Raw genomic sequence first — 14,813 nt, forward strand, 5'->3', positions numbered from 1 at the left:
GTGCCCACCGTCCCGGCCGCCGTCCGGCCTGCTCTCCGCGCTCCACGCCCCGTCGTGCTCGTCGCGGTGTGCGTCGCGCTGCTCGCGCTCGCTTGGTGGGTCTCGGTGCCGTGGCGCGCACCCGCCCTCACCTACCCCGTGACCGGGGCGGAGCTCGCCGCGGCGCGCGCGTCGCTCGCGGCCCTGCCGGAGCTCACCGCGGAGCCTCCCGAACCGTACACGCGCACGCGCTTCGGCACCCCGTGGGCGGACCTCGACGGCAACGGCTGCAGCACGCGCGAGGACATGCTCGCACGCGACCTGGTGGATGCGGTGAGGGACGACGACGGCTGCACGGTCCTCACCGGCACGCTCACCGACCGGTACACGGGCCAGGTCCTGCCGTTCCGGAGGGGCCCGACGACGAGCGCGCGCGTGCAGATCGACCACGTCGTGGCTCTCGCCGACGCGTGGCGCACGGGCGCCTGGGCGTGGGACGACGCTCAGCGCGCCAGGCTCGCAAACGACCCGGCGAACCTCCTCGCGGTCGACGGTCCGACGAACGAGGACAAGGGTGCGCAGGACCCCTCGACGTGGCTGCCGCCGTACGCGCCGTTCCGGTGCCAGTACGCGGTCCTGCGAGTGCGGGTCCGTGCCGGGTACGGGCTCGCGCTCGTGCCCGGCGAGCGCGAGGCTCTCGGGCGGGCGCTCGGGACGTGCGACGTCGCGGAGATCACGGTGACGGAGGAGGCGGCGCGGCACTAGAGTTTCCGTCCGTCACACCTTGCGTGGCGCACACCACCGTCCGCTTTCTGGACTATTCCAGTAGAGATTGGGGCGGGAGCCCGCGCCACGCTACTTTTCCGCCGACGCGCGGGCCCGTCCACCCCGACGGCCAGAGCCTCACCGGCCCGCCCGGAACCCGCGCACGCCCCCACCACCCGGAGCAGGGACACCCTGACCGTCACGAAAGGACTCGACACCTCGATGTCCACGACCCGCCGCCGCACCCGCGGCGCCCTCGCGACGACGCTCGCACTCGGCCTCCTGGCACTCGCCGCCTGCGCCCCGTCCGGCCCCGCCCCGGGCTCCACGACCACGCCCGCACCCGTGACGACCGACGCGTCGAAGGAGCTCGACCAGCTCACCGTCGGCCTCGCCGCGAGCGCCGAGACCCTCGACGTCTCGACGTCCGGCCTCATGGTCGCCTACACGATCGCCGCCGTCGCCCAGGAGGGCCTCGTCACGATCGACGACACCGGCGCGATCGTCCCCGCGCTCGCCGAGACGTGGAAGACCGACGACAACACTTCGTTCGTCTACACGCTGCGCGACGCGACGTTCTCCGACGGCACGCCCGTGACGACGGACGACGTCGTCGCGTCGATCAACCACTACCGCGACGCCGAGAAGGCCCCGTCGACGGCCTACTACTGGCCCGCGGTGAAGAGCGTCGAGGCCACGGGCGAGCGCGAGGTGACCATCACCCTCGAGGCACCGTCCGCGACGTTCGCGTGGACGCCGTCCGCCGCCGCAGGCCTCTTCGTCGCCCCTAAGAAGTGGCTCGAGTCCGCCGGCACGATCGGATCCCCCACCGATCTCCTCGTCGGCACCGGGCCCTACACCATCACCGAGTTCGTCCCCGGCTCGCACGTCGCCGCCGAGCGCAACGAGAAGTACTGGGGCTCCAAGGGCCGCGCCAAGACGCTCCGCCTCGACTTCATCACCGACGACAGCACGCGCCTGCTCGCCTTCCAGGACGGCTCGCTCGACATCGCGTTCAACGTGCCCGTCGACCAGGCCGACCAGTGGTCGAAGGTCGAGGGCGCGCGCCTCGAGACCGTCGACGACAACTCGTGGCAGGGCCTCATGTTCAACCCGGCCACCAAGCCGTTCGACGAGCCCGAGGTCCGCCGCGCCGTCGCGCACGCGATCGACCGCGACGCGATCACGACGGGCCTCCTCAAGGGCAAGGCCACCCCCGCGACCGGCATCACCGCGCCCGGCCAGCTCGCCATCGGCACGAGCGCGGCCGACGCCGAGGCCGCGGTCGCCCAGCTGCCCGTCGCCGCGTTCGACCTTGACGCCGCACGCGCCGAGCTCGCGAAGTCGTCGGTCCCCTCGGGCTTCACGACGACCCTCGCGTACCCCGACTCGATTCCGGCCCTCGGCCGCGCCTCGCTCGCGATCGCCGAGCAGCTCAAGCAGATCGGCATCACGCTCGAGGTCAAGCAGATCCCCGTGAGCGAGTGGTCGAACTCCTTCGGCAACGGCGAGGGCGTCCAGTGGATGAGCTACACGCCGCCCGTCCCCACCGACTGGCCCACCGACTGGCTGCTGGGCGAGTACAACCCCGAGGGCTTCACCGACACGAAGATCATCGGTCTCCAGGCCGAGTCCGCCGCCGCGACGACGCCCGCCGAGCGACTCGCGAAGGTCACCGAGGCCACGAAGCTCGCGCTCGAGCAGCAGCTCTTCGCGCCCGTCTACTGGGGCACGTCGACGACCGCCGTCGGCAAGCGCGTCGCCACCGAGGGCTTCTCGCAGTACTTCTTCCAGACGCCCTGGCCGACGCGCGTGGTGCCGACCGCCTGACGCACCCGCTGGACACAGCACGTCACGCACAATGGGGGTGGCCCGCCTGCGGGCCACCCCCGCCGCGCACCCGGCCCCCGGGATCGCACCCCGCCGCCCTCCACCCTCACCGGAGCCGAGAACCGTCACCGTGCCCGTCGCCCGCTTCCTGCTGCGCCGCCTCGCAGCGCTGACCGCCCTCCTGGTCGCGCTGTCGTTCATCGTGTTCTCGCTCCTGCACGTCGCACCGGGCAACCTCGTGAAGAACCTCCTCGGCCCGCGGCCGGCCACCCCGGAGGCCGTCGCGGCGATCCGCGAGCGCTACCACCTCGACGAGCCGTTCCTCGCGCAGTACGCCCACTGGCTCGGCGGGGTCCTGCGCGGGGACCTCGGCGTCTCGGCGCGTTCGGGCACGGACATCACGACGGTCCTCGGCGACCGCGTCGGCCTCACGCTCCTCCTCGCGGGCCTCGCGGCACTCCTCGCGATCGGGGTCGGCGTGCCGCTCGGCATCCGTGCGGCGCAACGCACCGGCTCGCTCACCGACCGGCTCATCACGGGTTCCGCGGTCGTCGGCGTCTCGGCGCCGGGCTTCGCCGTCGGCCTCCTGCTCCTCTACGTCTTCGCGGTGATGCTCGGCTGGTTCCCCATCTACGGCACGGGTGAGCCCGGCCTCGACCGGCTGCGGCACCTCGCGCTGCCGGCCGTCGCGCTCGCGCTCGGCACGGGCGCGATGGTCGTCAAGGTGACGCGCACCGCCGTCGCGCGCGAGCTCCAGCAGGACTACGTGACGTTTGCGCGCTCGCGCGGCGTGCCGGAGCGCGTCGTGCGCCGCACGTACCTGCGCAACGCGTCAGTGCCGGTCGTCACGAGCGCAGGGCTTGTCGTCGCGGGGCTCGTCGGCGGGTCGGTGCTCGTCGAGAGCGTCTTCGCGATCCCGGGGCTCGGTGTCCTCCTCGCCGACTCCATCACGTACAAGGACGTGCCGGTCGTCCAGGCGATCACGCTGCTCGTCGCGGCGACGATCGGCGTGACGACGGCGCTCGTCGACCTCTACACGGCCGTCGCCGACCCGCGCGTGCGCCGCGCGACCGTCGGGCACGGCCGCGGTCGCGGCGCCGTGGGCGCCGTCGCCGACCCGACGCTGCCTGACGCGTCCCTGCCGACGTCCGCCCTGCCCGACGGCTCCCTGCCCGGCGGGATGCCCGGACCCGGCGCGGGAGGTGCCGCATGACGACGACGCTTCCCACCGAGACCGGCCTTCGCGCGCGCCTCGCCCGCGCAACCCGCCGCCTGCGCCGCGTCCCTGGCACGGTCGCCGTCGCCGCGCTGCTCCTCCTCGCCGTCGCGGTCCTCGTCATCGTGCCCGTCGCGCCGCACGCGTTCGACCAGGACGTCCTCCTCGGCGCGACTCCCGCCGGGACGCCCGGGCACCCGCTCGGAACCGACGGCCTCGGGCGCGACGTCCTCGCGCTCACCCTCGCGGGCGCGCGCTCGGCGATCGTCGGACCCGTCGTCGTCGCGCTCGGCTCGATGCTCCTCGGGATCGTCCTCGGCACGCTCGCCGGGTACCGCGGCGGCTGGATCGACGCGGTCGTCTCCCGGTACGTCGACCTCACGCTCGCGATGCCCGCGCTGCTCCTCGCGATCGTCGTCGCGGGCGTCGTCGGCGGCGGCTACTGGATCACGGTGCTCGTCCTCGTCGTGCTCTTCTCGCCGAGCGACATCCGCATCGTCCGCGGCGCCGTCCTCCAGCACGCGCACCGGCCTTACATCGAATCGACCCGCGTCCTCGGGCTGCCCGCGTGGCGCGTCATGTGGCGGCACCTCCTGCCGAACGTGCGTCCGCTCGTCCTCACGACGATGCTCCTCAACATCGCGTACGCGCTCGTGTCGATGTCCGGCCTCACCTACCTCGGGCTCGGTGTGAGCCCCAGTGCCGCCGACTGGGGTCTGCAGCTCTCCGACGGCCGCGACCTGCTGTGGACGAACCCCGCCGCGTCGGTCGTCCCCGGGCTCGCGATCATCCTCGTCGCCACGGCCGTCAACCTCGTCGGCGACCACCTGTCCGAACGCCTCGACCGCGGGGAGGACGCATGACCGACGCCGCCCTCACGCTCACGGACCTCCGCGTCACCGCGGGTGCCCGCACGATCATCGACGGCCTCGACCTCACGGTGCAGCGCGGTCGGACGCTCGGCGTCGTCGGCGAGTCGGGCTCGGGCAAGACCATGCTCGTCCGCGCCCTCACGGGACTCCTGCCTGCGGGCGTCGCCGCGACCGGCACGTACGAGCTCACTGGCGCACGCGTCGACCTCACCGGCAGTCCGCGCGCGTGGGCACGCGTGCGAGGCCGTCGCATCGTCCTCGTGCTCCAGGACCCGTTCACGTCGCTCGACCCCATGCAGCGCTGCGGCACGCAGATCCTCGCCGGACGCTCCGGGGAGCAGGGGCTCCGCGCTGTGCGCGGGCGACGCGCGGACCGCGACGCCGAGGTCGCCCGGCGCCTCGCCGAGGTCGGCCTGCCCGCGCACGTCGGCCGTCAGTACCCTCACGAGCTCTCGGGCGGCATGCGGCAGCGCGTCGCGCTCGCCGCAGCACTCGCCGCAGACCCTGACGTCCTCCTCGCCGACGAGCCGACGACCGCGCTCGACGTCACGACGCAGCGCGAGATCCTCGACCTCCTCGCGCGCGTCCAGGCGGCGCGCGGCATGACCGTCGTCCTCATCACGCACGACCTCGCGCTCGCCCGCGAACGGTGCGACGACCTCGTCGTCGTCCGCGCGGGCGAGATCGTCGAGCGCGGGCCGGCCCGCGAGGTCTTCGAGAACCCGCAGCACCCGTACACGCGCCAGCTCCACGACGCCGCTGCGGGGAGGCTCCGCGAGGGTGCGGTCGTCGGCGACGGAGCGCTCCTGCGGGTCGAGGGGCTGCGCAAGACGTTCCACGGGGCGTCGGCGCCCGCGGTCGACGACGTGTCGCTCACCGTCGCGCCCGGCGAGTGCGTCGGTGTCGTCGGCGAGTCCGGTTCCGGCAAGACGACGGTCGCGCGCATCGTCGTCGGGCTCGAGACCGCGGACGCGGGACGGGTCGTGTTCGCGGGCGACGGTGGCGCGGCGGGTGCTGAGTGCGTCGCGTCGCGTGCGTCGGGCACAGGTGCGTCGGGCACGTCGTCGTCGGCAAGCGCCGAACGTCGGCGCGCCGAGCGCCGCCGCGGCCACCGCGGCACGGGCCGCGACCCGCGCGACGTGCAGATCGTCTTCCAGGACCCGTACTCCGCGCTCAACCCTGCGCTGACGGTCGGCGCGATGCTCGACGAGGCTCTCGCGGTCGGGCCGCGGACGCGGACCGTCAGCGAGCTGCTGACGATGGTCGGCCTGCCGACGTCCTACGCGCGGCGGCTGCCCGCCCGGCTCTCGGGCGGTGAGCGGCAGCGTGTCGCGATCGCGCGCGCCCTCGCGCCGGAGCCGCGGCTGCTCGTGTGCGACGAGTCCGTCTCGGCGCTCGACGTCTCGGTGCAGGAGCAGATCCTCGACCTGCTGGCCGCGCTGCGGCGGGACCTCGGGCTGACGATCCTCTTCATCTCGCACGACCTCACGGTCATGCAGCAGGTGACGGACCGCGTGTATGTCATGCGGTCGGGGCGGGTCGTCGAGTCCGGTCCGACGTCGCGAGTCCTCGCGGAACCTGAGCACCCGTACACGCGGTCGCTGCTCGCGGCTGTCCCCGGGGCTCCCATCCCCTCGACGCCCTTACCCCCGCCGTCCGATAGCTGATCCGTACACGTCACATGTCCCGATCCGCTATCGATCGCCGCGCCCAGCCTCCCGATCACCCCGCGTAGTGGTCCGATAGCCGATCCACATACCTGAGCCGCCCCGATCGGCTATCGAGCCACATTCCCGTCCGATCCCTCTCCCGACGGATTGACGCGTTCCCCCGTTCCATGGGTGGATCGCATCAATCCGCCGAGGAACTTCAGTCCTGGAGATCGCCTTGACCAGCCAGACCGCGCCCGACGTCCTCCTCGTCGGCGGCCACGTCTTCACCGCAACCCCCGGCGACGACGAGCCAGTCGCCGCCGCAGTCGCCCTCACCGGCGAGCGCATCACGGCCGTCGGACCCGACGACGAGCTCCGGGCCCTCGCAGGCCCCGCGACGCGCATCGTCGACGTCACCGGCCGCCTCGTGCTGCCCGGCTTCCAGGACACCCACGTCCACCCGATCCTCGCCTCGGGCATGGACGCGCGGCTCAACGTCCTCGACCAGCCCGACCTCGCCGGCACGCTCGACGCGATCGGTGCGTGGGCGGCCGCACACCCCGAGCTCGAATGGGTGACCGGCTGGGGCTGGCAGGCCGACCACTTCGACGGCGGCTTCCCGACGCGGCAGCAGCTCGACGCGCTCGTCCCCGACCGCCCCGCTTTCCTCCACCGCTCCGACGGTCACGCGTCGTGGGTCAACACGCGCGCGATCGAGCTCGCAGGCCTCGACGACGACGGCTCGGGCCGCCCGCCCGCGGACCCGCCGGGCGGCTACGTGCAGCGTGGGGCCGACGGCCGCGCGACCGGTGTGCTCATCGAGTGGGCGACGGGCATCGTCGAGAAGCACGTGCCCGACGCGCCGCTCGCCGACCGCCACGCGCACCTCCTCGCTGGCCAGCGCGCGCTGCTCGCGCAGGGCATCACCGCGTGGCAGGACGCGTCCGTGCGGCCCGCCGAGCAGGAGGTCTACGAGCTTGCCGACTCCCGCGGCGAGCTCGTCGCAACCGTCGTCGGAGCGCTGCGCTGGGAGCACGAGCGCGGCTTCGAGCAGGTCGCAGAGCTCGTCGAGCGTCGGGCCTCGATCGAGGCGCGCGCCGCAGCGCGCGGCGTGCCGTCCCGCTTCCGGCCCACGAGCGTGAAGATCATGCACGACGGCGTCGTCGACGGGTCCCTCACGGCCGCGATGCTCGACCCCTACCTCGACGCCGACGGCACGGTGTCGACGAACCGCGGCGACTCCTACCACGCGACCGAAGACCTCGACCGGCTCGTCACCGCGCTCATGGCCGAGGGCTTCCAGCCGCACTTCCACGCGATCGGCGACCGCGGCGTGCGCGAGTGCCTCGACGCGGTCGCGCGGGCGCGCGCGTCGCTCGGCCGTCACGCACCGCACCACGACGCGTCGGGCCGCGACGTGCGGCCGATCGTCTCCCACGTCCAGGTCGTCCACCCCGACGACCGCGCGCGCGTCGCCGAGCTAGGGACGGTCATCTCTGCGCAGCCCCTGTGGGCGAACTGCGAGGACGTGCAGACCGAGCTGACGATGCCGTTCCTCGGCGAGGAACGCTCCGCGTGGCAGTACCCGTTCGCGTCGCTCGCGGCCGCCGGCGCGCCGCTCGCAGGCGGCTCGGACTGGCCCGTCTCGACCGCCGACCCGCTCCAAGGCATCCACACGGCCGTGACGCGCAGGCTCCACGGCGAGGACCGGAGCCCGCTCTACCCCGAGGAGGCTCTCCCGCTTGCGGAGGCCGTGCAGATGTACACGTACGGCTCCGCCGTCGCGAACCACCGGGAGGACGAGTCGGGGCAGGTCGCGCCCGGGCTGCTCGCGGATCTTGCGATCGTCGACCGCAACATCTTCGCGGCGGCCGCCGACGAGATCGGCGCGGCGCGCGTCGTGGCGACGTGGGTCCGCGGCATCGAGGTCTACCGCGCGGGTTGACCGCCCCCGTCCCGACGGATTGAGGGCTTCCCCCCATTCGATGCGGGGGGTGCCATCAATCCGTCGACGGGTCGCGGGGCAGCGGCACGTCGGCACCCGCGACGTTCGCCGACGCCGCTAACGGTCGCGCGCACCACGGCACGCCGACAAACCCCGCGATCGCGGCCACGACAGCCGACACGACCACGGCCGGCGCCAGCTCGGCCGACCACCGCCCCCCGGCCATGACCGGCCACACCGCGAGCGCGGCCGCGACGGGCGCCGCAGCGAGCGCGACGCGCGTCGAGAGCCGGACCGCACCCGCTGCGCGCTGCGCGATCCTCTGCATGACCGGCGTGAGCACCGCCGCGAGGAGCACCCCGACGACGGCACCCACCAACGAGCCGACCCAGAACCCGGCGCCGACGTACCCCGTGCCGAGGCTCGCCACCGCCCCGGCGAAGCCACCGGACGCGCCTCCGCCGACCGCGCCCAGGGTGAACGTCCGCGCGGCGACGGAGAGCTGGGCGTCACGGACCGGGTCGACCGCGGGCCCCCCGGTGAGCACCGGCTCGGTGAGCACGCCACGCTCAGCCTCGCGCCGCGCGCGGGCCTCCGCGCGACGGTCGCGGGCCGTCGGCCTCAGGATGGAAGTGCGCGCATCGTCCGTCATACCCCCATCCAAGCAGCGGAATCCGTCGCCGTCACCGTGCATTCCCTCTCACGGCCGCGTGGCAGGATCGGGGCGTGCCCTACGCCGTCATCGACACGGAGACCACAGGTTTCTCGCCCGCCAAGGGCGACCGCATGCTCGAGATCGCCGTCGTCCGGCTCGACGACGCGGGCGAGGTGCTCGACACGTGGGAGACGCTGCTCGACCCGGGTCGCAGCGTCGGCGCGACGCACGTCCACGGGATCACGGCGGCGGACGTCGTCGGCGCGCCCGTCTTCCGTGAGGTCGCGGCGCACGTCGCGGGGCTGCTCGCGGGGCACGTCGTCGTCGGGCACAACGTCGACTTCGACCTGCGGTTCCTCTCCGCGGAGCTCGCGGCAGCGAGCGTGCCGTTCACGCTCGCCGGCAAGCTGTGCACGCAGCGGCTCGCGGCCGACTACCTGCCGGGGCCGAAGCGCACGCTCGCGGTGTGCTGCGAGCAGGCGGGGATCGTCAACGACCATGCGCACTCGGCGCTCGGGGACACGCTCGCAACGGCCGAGCTCTTCGCGTTCTACCTGCGGCACCACGGCGGCTCGCCGCCGTGGGCGGCGGCGGTCACTCGGGCTGCCCACGCCCTGCCGGGGACGGACCTCTTCGCGGCGCTCACGGCGCCTCCGCTCCCCCGCACCCACACTCGCACCCGCACGCACTCTGCCGCGAGATAGGGGTTTCACGCCGAGATAGCGTCTGTCGAGCGCTATCTCGGCGGTAGACCGCTATCTCGCGGACGGGTGGACGCATCAGGGTTGGTACGTCCAGTGCCAGGGCTCCTCCGCGATGGTCTCCGCGAAGCCGTGGTCGGCCGCGTGCTCGCGCATCCACTCGACCTCTTCCCAGTCGAGCGTGAGGTCGACGCTCAGACCCAGCCCGTGCTCCGACGTCCCCGGCGCGGCGGCACGTCCACCCTCGGAGAGCAGACCGAACTCCTCGACCATCGCCACCTGCGCGTCGTAGTCGCGATACGCGGAGTTGACGGTCCACCTGACGTCGGCCTTCTTCGCGGCCTTCTCGAGCGTGCGGAACGCGGCGGCGGCGTCCTTGCGCAGCTCGTAGCCACCGCCGATCGACGTGAGTTCGTCGGCCGTGAGGCGTCCGTTCTTGTCGGAGCGGCGGGCGAGCTCGGTCGTGGGGACGTCGGCCTCCGCGGTCGCGGAGCGCACGAGGTGGGTTCCGCCGACGGCGACGACGAGCAGGACGATGACCGCGAGGACGCGGCGGACGAGGTGCATGCGGAAACCGTAGCGTGGGTGAGAACTCGGACAGATCCCCCCGTGGTATGACTGCGACGCGTGACCGTCCACCTCGGTCGCAGCGAATCGACGACCCGGCAGGACCGAGCTGTCGCTCGGCCGGCCGCCGTTCCACGCGGGGGCGTGCGTCAGATCAGGTGGGATCGGGTGCGGCGCCGGATCCGCTCGACCCGACGAACCAGAGGACGGGAAACGCTTGTGCGGCGGGGATCGCAGCCATGGTCAGACCCCGGCGACGACGTCGAGCGTCGAGGATCCGTCGGGGCGGCGCCGCACGGAGATGCGGTCGGCGATCGCCTGCTTCATCGCGTCGACGTGGGAGACGACGCCGACGGTGCGCCCGCCGGCCTGGAGGTGGCTGAGCTCGGTCATGACGAGCTCGAGAGTGTCGGGGTCGAGCGATCCGAAGCCTTCGTCGACGAAGAGCGTGCCGAGGTCGATGCCTCCGGCCTCCGCGGTGACGACGTCGGCGAGGCCGAGCGCGAGGCACAGCGACACGTAGAACGTCTCGCCGCCGGAGAGGGTAGTGGGCTCGCGGTCGTCCTCGGTCGAGTGGTCGCGGACGCGCAGCGCGAGGCCGAGGCGGCGGCCACCGCCCTTCTCCTTGGCGTCGGAGCGGCGCAGCTCGTAGCGGCCGGACGACATCTGGCGGAGCCGGTCGTTGGCGGCGTCGAGCACCTCGTCGAAGCGGCGCGCGAGGACGTACGTCGAGAGGGTGAGTGCGGCGGCGTTGTCGGACGTCGACGCGTCGGCGAGGTTGGCCATGCGGATGACGGGAGCCGTCGACGCGTGGATGCCCGCGGCGGCGGTGACGGCCGCGACGACGTCGGCGGCGCCGCTGCGGGCGCGGGTGAGCGCGTCGTCCGCGGTGGCGGCCGCGGCGACGGCTGCGTCGCGTCGTTCGCGGGTTTCGTCGAGGGCGGCTTCTGCGGCCTCGAGCGCGGCGGTCGCGGTCGGGGTGTCGACGTCGGCGGGGAGCGCCGCGATCTCGGGCTCGGCGAGGGCCGCGCGTTCCGCGGCGACCTGCTGCTCGTAGAGCGTCGTCGACGACTCGAGGGCCTGGACCGATGTGCGGTCGAGGACGGCGGCACGGGCTTCGTCGGCGCTGCTGAGCTCGGCCTCGGCGAGCGCGTCGGCGAGCGCGGTCCGCGCGGCATCGAGCGCTTCCGTGGCGAGCCGTGCAGCGGTCCGGGCGGCGGCGACCGCTGCGAGGAGCCGCTCCTGCTCGACGAGGTCGTCGTGGACGGCTGCGAGCGTCGGCGGTTCAGCGTCCGGTGCGGCGTGCTCGGCCCGTGCCGCGGCCACCTTGTCCGTGTCGGCGACGAGGGTCGCACGCTCGGCGTCGATCGAGGCCTCGGCGGTGGTCGTGGCATCGCGCGCGGCGTCGACCGTGGTGCGCAGCGCGGCGGTCGCGGCGTCGTGGGCGGCGATCTCCTGCGCGAGGGTCTCGACGTCGTGCGCGGCGGCGGTCGCAGCGGCGAGGGCGAGGGCCGCCGCGTCGACGGCGGCGTCCGCGGCGGTGGCGTCGAGTCCGCCGGTGCGCTCGACGAGCGCCGCGCGCTCGGCGTCGAGCGCGGAGCGTGCGTCGCGTGCCTCCTGGGCCTGCGCCTCAGCAGCGGCGCGGGCGTCGGCTGCGGCTTCGACCTGCTCGGGCGAGACGTGGTCGTCCCCGAGGGGCGCGGGGGCGGGGTGCTCGGTCGATCCGCACACGACGCACGGCTCGCCGTCGACGAGGTCGCGCGCGAGCTCGCCGGCGATCCCGTCGATCCGTGCGAGGCGCAGCGCTGCTTCGCGCTCGACGGCACTCGTGGCGGTCGCGAGGCGGTTGCTGAGGACGGTGTCGGCCTCGGCGATGCGCTGGTCGTGGCGGGCGAGTGCGTCGACCGCGCGTCGGACGGCGAGCGCTGCGGTGTGGTCGGCCTCGCGTTGCGGGACGAGCGCGGCGCCCTGCTGCGCCTCGCCGAGGCGTTTCGCGAGCGCGGCCCGCTCGGTGGGGCGTGCAGCGAGCGCCGCGGCGTCGGCCTCGGCGGTCGCTCGCTGGCGTGCGACGGCGGCGACGCGCTTCTCGAGCGTTGCTGCTCGCTCCGTGAGGCCCGCCTCGAGGTCGACGAGGTGCTCGAGCTTCGTGGCGGCGGTGCTGCGCGCGGCAGCGAGCACTGCGGCGTCAGCGTCGGGGGCGGCGAGGAGCGCGGCGACAACGGGGTGCTCGCGTGCGCTCGCGAGGACGTCGTCGTGCGCGTGCGCCGCGGCGACGTGCGCGGTCGTGGTCTTCTCGACGTCGTCGAGCCGGGCGACGACGCCCGCGGCACGTCGTGCGGCGGCGAGTCGCGCGACGTCGTGGGCCTGCTGCTCGGCTCGCGCCTCGAGCTCGGTGAGGCGCCCGGCCGCGGACTCGCGCCGTGTGACGAGGGCGAGCGAGGACCGTGCGAGACGGGCGACGCCCTCGCGCTCGGCGTGCGCTGCTGTGGCAGTGTCGCGGGCATCGAGCGCGAGGCTGTGCTCGGTCTCGAGGCGGGAGAGGTGCGCGGTGACGAGCGCGACGAGCGCCTCGGAGGAGTCGGGGGCGGCGGCGAGCGCGCGCAGCTCGTCGGCGGCGGCCTCGTCGAGGCTGCTCGCGAACGCTGCGGCGGCGAGCGCGATCTGGGCGTCGGAGTCCTTGCGGGAGGCGAGCGCGGTCTTGCGGGCGTCGACGAGTCTGCTCTGGACGCGCTGGTAGATCTCGGTGCCGAAGACCTTCTGGAGGAGCGTCGAGCGGTCCTCGGGCCTGGCGCGGAGGAAGCTCGCGAACTCGCCCTGCGGCAGGACGATCGTCTGGACGAGCTGCTCGCGGGTGAGTCCGACGATGCGCGTCATCTCGGTGCCGACCTCGTCCGCGCGGCCGGAGAGGAACGTGCCGGGCGTCTGGTCGCCGAGGTCGCGGCCGAGGTCGAGCGCGTCCAGGTCGGTGGTCGACAGCTCCCAGAGCTTGGCGGTCGCCTGCTGACGCGTCGTGCCCGTGCCGCGCTGCTTGGGACGGTCGTAGGCGGGGCTGCGGCGCACGCGGTAGATGCCCGCGCCGGTCTCGAGGACGAGGTCGACGTACGACTCGGTGCCGGGCCCGACGTGCGTCGAGCGCAGCCTGTCGTCGCTCGCAGCGTCGGCGGCGACCTTGCCGTAGAGGGCGTAGACGATCGCGTCGATGATCGTCGATTTGCCAGCGCCCGTCGGGCCTTCGAGCAGGTAGAGGCCGCTCGCGCCAAGGCGAGCGAAGTCGATCGTGTGACGCTCGGGGTAGGGGCCGACCGCCTGGAACGTGAGGGTGTGCAGGCGCATCAGGCGCTCACCTCCGTGCGCTGCGCGGCCTCGAGGGCGTCGCGGAGGACGGCTTGCTCGGCGTCGTCGGGCGCACCGCCGCGGACGTGCTCGACGAAGCCGCAGCACACGTCGAACGGGTCGGAGGCGGCGGTGACGGTGCGCGGGCCGGAGGCCGAGCCGCGGTCGGGCGGGTCGTGGAGGATGACGAGCGCGTGCGGCATGACGTCCTTGACGCGTGCGACGAGGTGCTCGGGGCGTTGCTCGTCGGTGACGGTGACGCGCACCCAGTCTGCGGCGTGCGCCGCACCGAGCGCGCCCGTGACCTCGTGGAACGTGCCGCGCACGTCGGCGAGCCGGCGCGGGACGGGCGCGGGCAGGAGCTCGGGCTCACCGACGACGCCGTCCGGGCCGAGCTCGACGAGGACGGTCGACTTGCGGTGGTCCTTCTCGGAGAAGGAGTACGCGAGGGGCGACCCTGAGTAGCGCGCGACGGTGCGCGTGCCGTCCGGCCCGTCGGCGACGGGGACGCGCTGCGGTCCGTGGAGGTGGCCGAGGGCGACGTAGTCGACGCCGCGCAGCACGCCGGCGGGCACGCTGTCGACACCGCCGACGCGGATGTCCCGCTCCGACTCGCTCGCCTCGCCGCCGACGACGAACGTGTGGGCGGCGAGCACGGCAGGGACACGCGCAGGATCGGCGACGCGCCGCGCGTCGAGGTCCGCGCGCACCCGGGCGGTCGCGGCGGCCGTCACGGCCTCGTGCGACCGGGCGAGGGGCTCCCCACCGGGCTCGGCGAGCCGATGACGGGCGTCGTCGGGGTCGAGGTACGGCAGGGCGTACACGTACGCGCCGACGCCGCCGTCGCGGTCCCGCAGGACGACGGGCGTCCCGACGTCCGCGACCGACGCGCGCACATGGAGGCCGTCGCGCATGAGCTCGGCCCCGAAGCCGAGGCGCGTCGCCGAGTCGTGATTGCCCGGCGTGAGCACCACCTGGGTCACCTCGGCAAGGCGCCGCAGCACGTCAGACAACATGCGGACGGCCTCGACGGGCGGAATCGCGCGGTCGTAGACGTCACCCGCGACGACGACCGCGTCAACCTCACGCTCACCCACGATCCCGACGAGGTGGTCGAGGAACTCGGCCTGGTGCCCGAGCAGGTCAACGCCGTGCAGCGTGCGCCCGAGGTGCCAGTCGGAGGTGTGGAGGATCCGCATGCGCCGCACGCTACCCCGAGCCCCCGACATTCCCGGAGGCACCCCACGCCTCACCGCAAGATCCGAGCAGATGGCTACTGGCAGCAACCATCTGCTCGA

The 14,813-nt window shown here is 73.9% G+C and carries 11 protein-coding genes; 7 read left to right on the forward strand and 4 right to left on the reverse strand.

Annotated elements, in window-relative coordinates:
- From IGS67_RS14355 to IGS67_RS07220, 6 genes are all read left to right on the forward strand, one after another.
- Nucleotides 1-744 carry an HNH endonuclease family protein gene (locus tag IGS67_RS14355; RefSeq protein ID WP_210767134.1) on the forward strand — a complete coding sequence of 248 codons (744 nt, stop codon included), beginning with the start codon at nt 1-3 and terminating at the stop codon, nt 742-744.
- 222 nt (nt 745-966) lie between these two features.
- Nucleotides 967-2,574, forward strand: coding sequence for an ABC transporter substrate-binding protein (locus tag IGS67_RS07200; protein WP_192279212.1), 1,608 nt, complete (start codon nt 967-969; stop codon nt 2,572-2,574).
- 130 nt (nt 2,575-2,704) lie between these two features.
- The gene (locus IGS67_RS07205; protein ID WP_328741933.1) at nt 2,705-3,787 is read left to right on the forward strand and encodes an ABC transporter permease; all 1,083 of its coding nucleotides are present in this window, start codon (nt 2,705-2,707) and stop codon (nt 3,785-3,787) included.
- Nucleotides 3,784-4,653, forward strand: a complete 870-nt coding sequence (locus tag IGS67_RS07210) for an ABC transporter permease (RefSeq protein WP_192279216.1) — start codon at nt 3,784-3,786, stop codon at nt 4,651-4,653. The genes IGS67_RS07205 and IGS67_RS07210 overlap by 4 nt, the downstream gene beginning before the upstream one ends.
- The gene (locus IGS67_RS14360) at nt 4,650-6,329 is read left to right on the forward strand and encodes an ABC transporter ATP-binding protein (protein WP_192279218.1); all 1,680 of its coding nucleotides are present in this window, start codon (nt 4,650-4,652) and stop codon (nt 6,327-6,329) included. Before IGS67_RS07210 ends, IGS67_RS14360 begins: the two co-directional genes overlap by 4 nt.
- A 220-nt stretch (nt 6,330-6,549) precedes the next feature.
- Nucleotides 6,550-8,259, forward strand: a complete 1,710-nt coding sequence (locus IGS67_RS07220; RefSeq protein ID WP_192279220.1) for an amidohydrolase — start codon at nt 6,550-6,552, stop codon at nt 8,257-8,259.
- 55 nt (nt 8,260-8,314) lie between these two features.
- On the opposite strand, the gene IGS67_RS07225 is transcribed toward IGS67_RS07220, so the two are convergent.
- The gene (locus IGS67_RS07225) at nt 8,315-8,911 is read right to left on the reverse strand and encodes a hypothetical protein (RefSeq protein ID WP_192279221.1); all 597 of its coding nucleotides are present in this window, start codon (nt 8,909-8,911) and stop codon (nt 8,315-8,317) included.
- 74 nt (nt 8,912-8,985) lie between these two features.
- Between IGS67_RS07225 and IGS67_RS07230 the strand changes: the two genes are divergently transcribed.
- The gene (locus tag IGS67_RS07230; RefSeq protein WP_192279222.1) at nt 8,986-9,618 is read left to right on the forward strand and encodes a 3'-5' exonuclease; all 633 of its coding nucleotides are present in this window, start codon (nt 8,986-8,988) and stop codon (nt 9,616-9,618) included.
- 75 nt (nt 9,619-9,693) lie between these two features.
- On the opposite strand, the gene IGS67_RS07235 is transcribed toward IGS67_RS07230, so the two are convergent.
- The 3 genes from IGS67_RS07235 to IGS67_RS07245 all read right to left on the reverse strand — a co-directional run bounded on the left by IGS67_RS07235 (nt 9,694) and on the right by IGS67_RS07245 (nt 14,714).
- The gene (locus IGS67_RS07235) at nt 9,694-10,182 is read right to left on the reverse strand and encodes a M15 family metallopeptidase (RefSeq protein ID WP_192279223.1); all 489 of its coding nucleotides are present in this window, start codon (nt 10,180-10,182) and stop codon (nt 9,694-9,696) included.
- 243 nt (nt 10,183-10,425) lie between these two features.
- The gene (locus IGS67_RS07240; protein ID WP_192279224.1) at nt 10,426-13,515 is read right to left on the reverse strand and encodes an AAA family ATPase; all 3,090 of its coding nucleotides are present in this window, start codon (nt 13,513-13,515) and stop codon (nt 10,426-10,428) included.
- The gene (locus IGS67_RS07245) at nt 13,515-14,714 is read right to left on the reverse strand and encodes an exonuclease SbcCD subunit D (protein ID WP_192279225.1); all 1,200 of its coding nucleotides are present in this window, start codon (nt 14,712-14,714) and stop codon (nt 13,515-13,517) included. Before IGS67_RS07245 ends, IGS67_RS07240 begins: the two co-directional genes overlap by 1 nt.
- Nucleotides 14,715-14,813: the final 99 nt, after the last annotated feature.

Origin of the sequence: Flavimobilis rhizosphaerae (assembly GCF_014852685.1) — a bacterium.
Taxonomy (GTDB): Bacteria; Actinomycetota; Actinomycetes; order Actinomycetales; family Cellulomonadaceae; genus Flavimobilis; species Flavimobilis rhizosphaerae.

Bases quoted from the DNA above. Each gene is read 5' to 3' on its own strand.
- IGS67_RS07225 (WP_192279221.1), bottom strand. From the start codon at position 8,911: ATGACGGACGATGCGCGCACTTCCATCCTGAGGCCGACGGCCCGCGAC.
- IGS67_RS07235 (WP_192279223.1), bottom strand. From the start codon at position 10,182: ATGCACCTCGTCCGCCGCGTCCTCGCGGTCATCGTCCTGCTCGTCGTC.
- IGS67_RS14360 (WP_192279218.1), top strand. From the start codon at position 4,650: ATGACCGACGCCGCCCTCACGCTCACGGACCTCCGCGTCACCGCGGGT.
- IGS67_RS07200 (WP_192279212.1), top strand. From the start codon at position 967: ATGTCCACGACCCGCCGCCGCACCCGCGGCGCCCTCGCGACGACGCTC.
- IGS67_RS07240 (WP_192279224.1), bottom strand. From the start codon at position 13,515: ATGCGCCTGCACACCCTCACGTTCCAGGCGGTCGGCCCCTACCCCGAG.
- IGS67_RS07210 (WP_192279216.1), top strand. From the start codon at position 3,784: ATGACGACGACGCTTCCCACCGAGACCGGCCTTCGCGCGCGCCTCGCC.
- IGS67_RS07245 (WP_192279225.1), bottom strand. From the start codon at position 14,714: ATGCGGATCCTCCACACCTCCGACTGGCACCTCGGGCGCACGCTGCAC.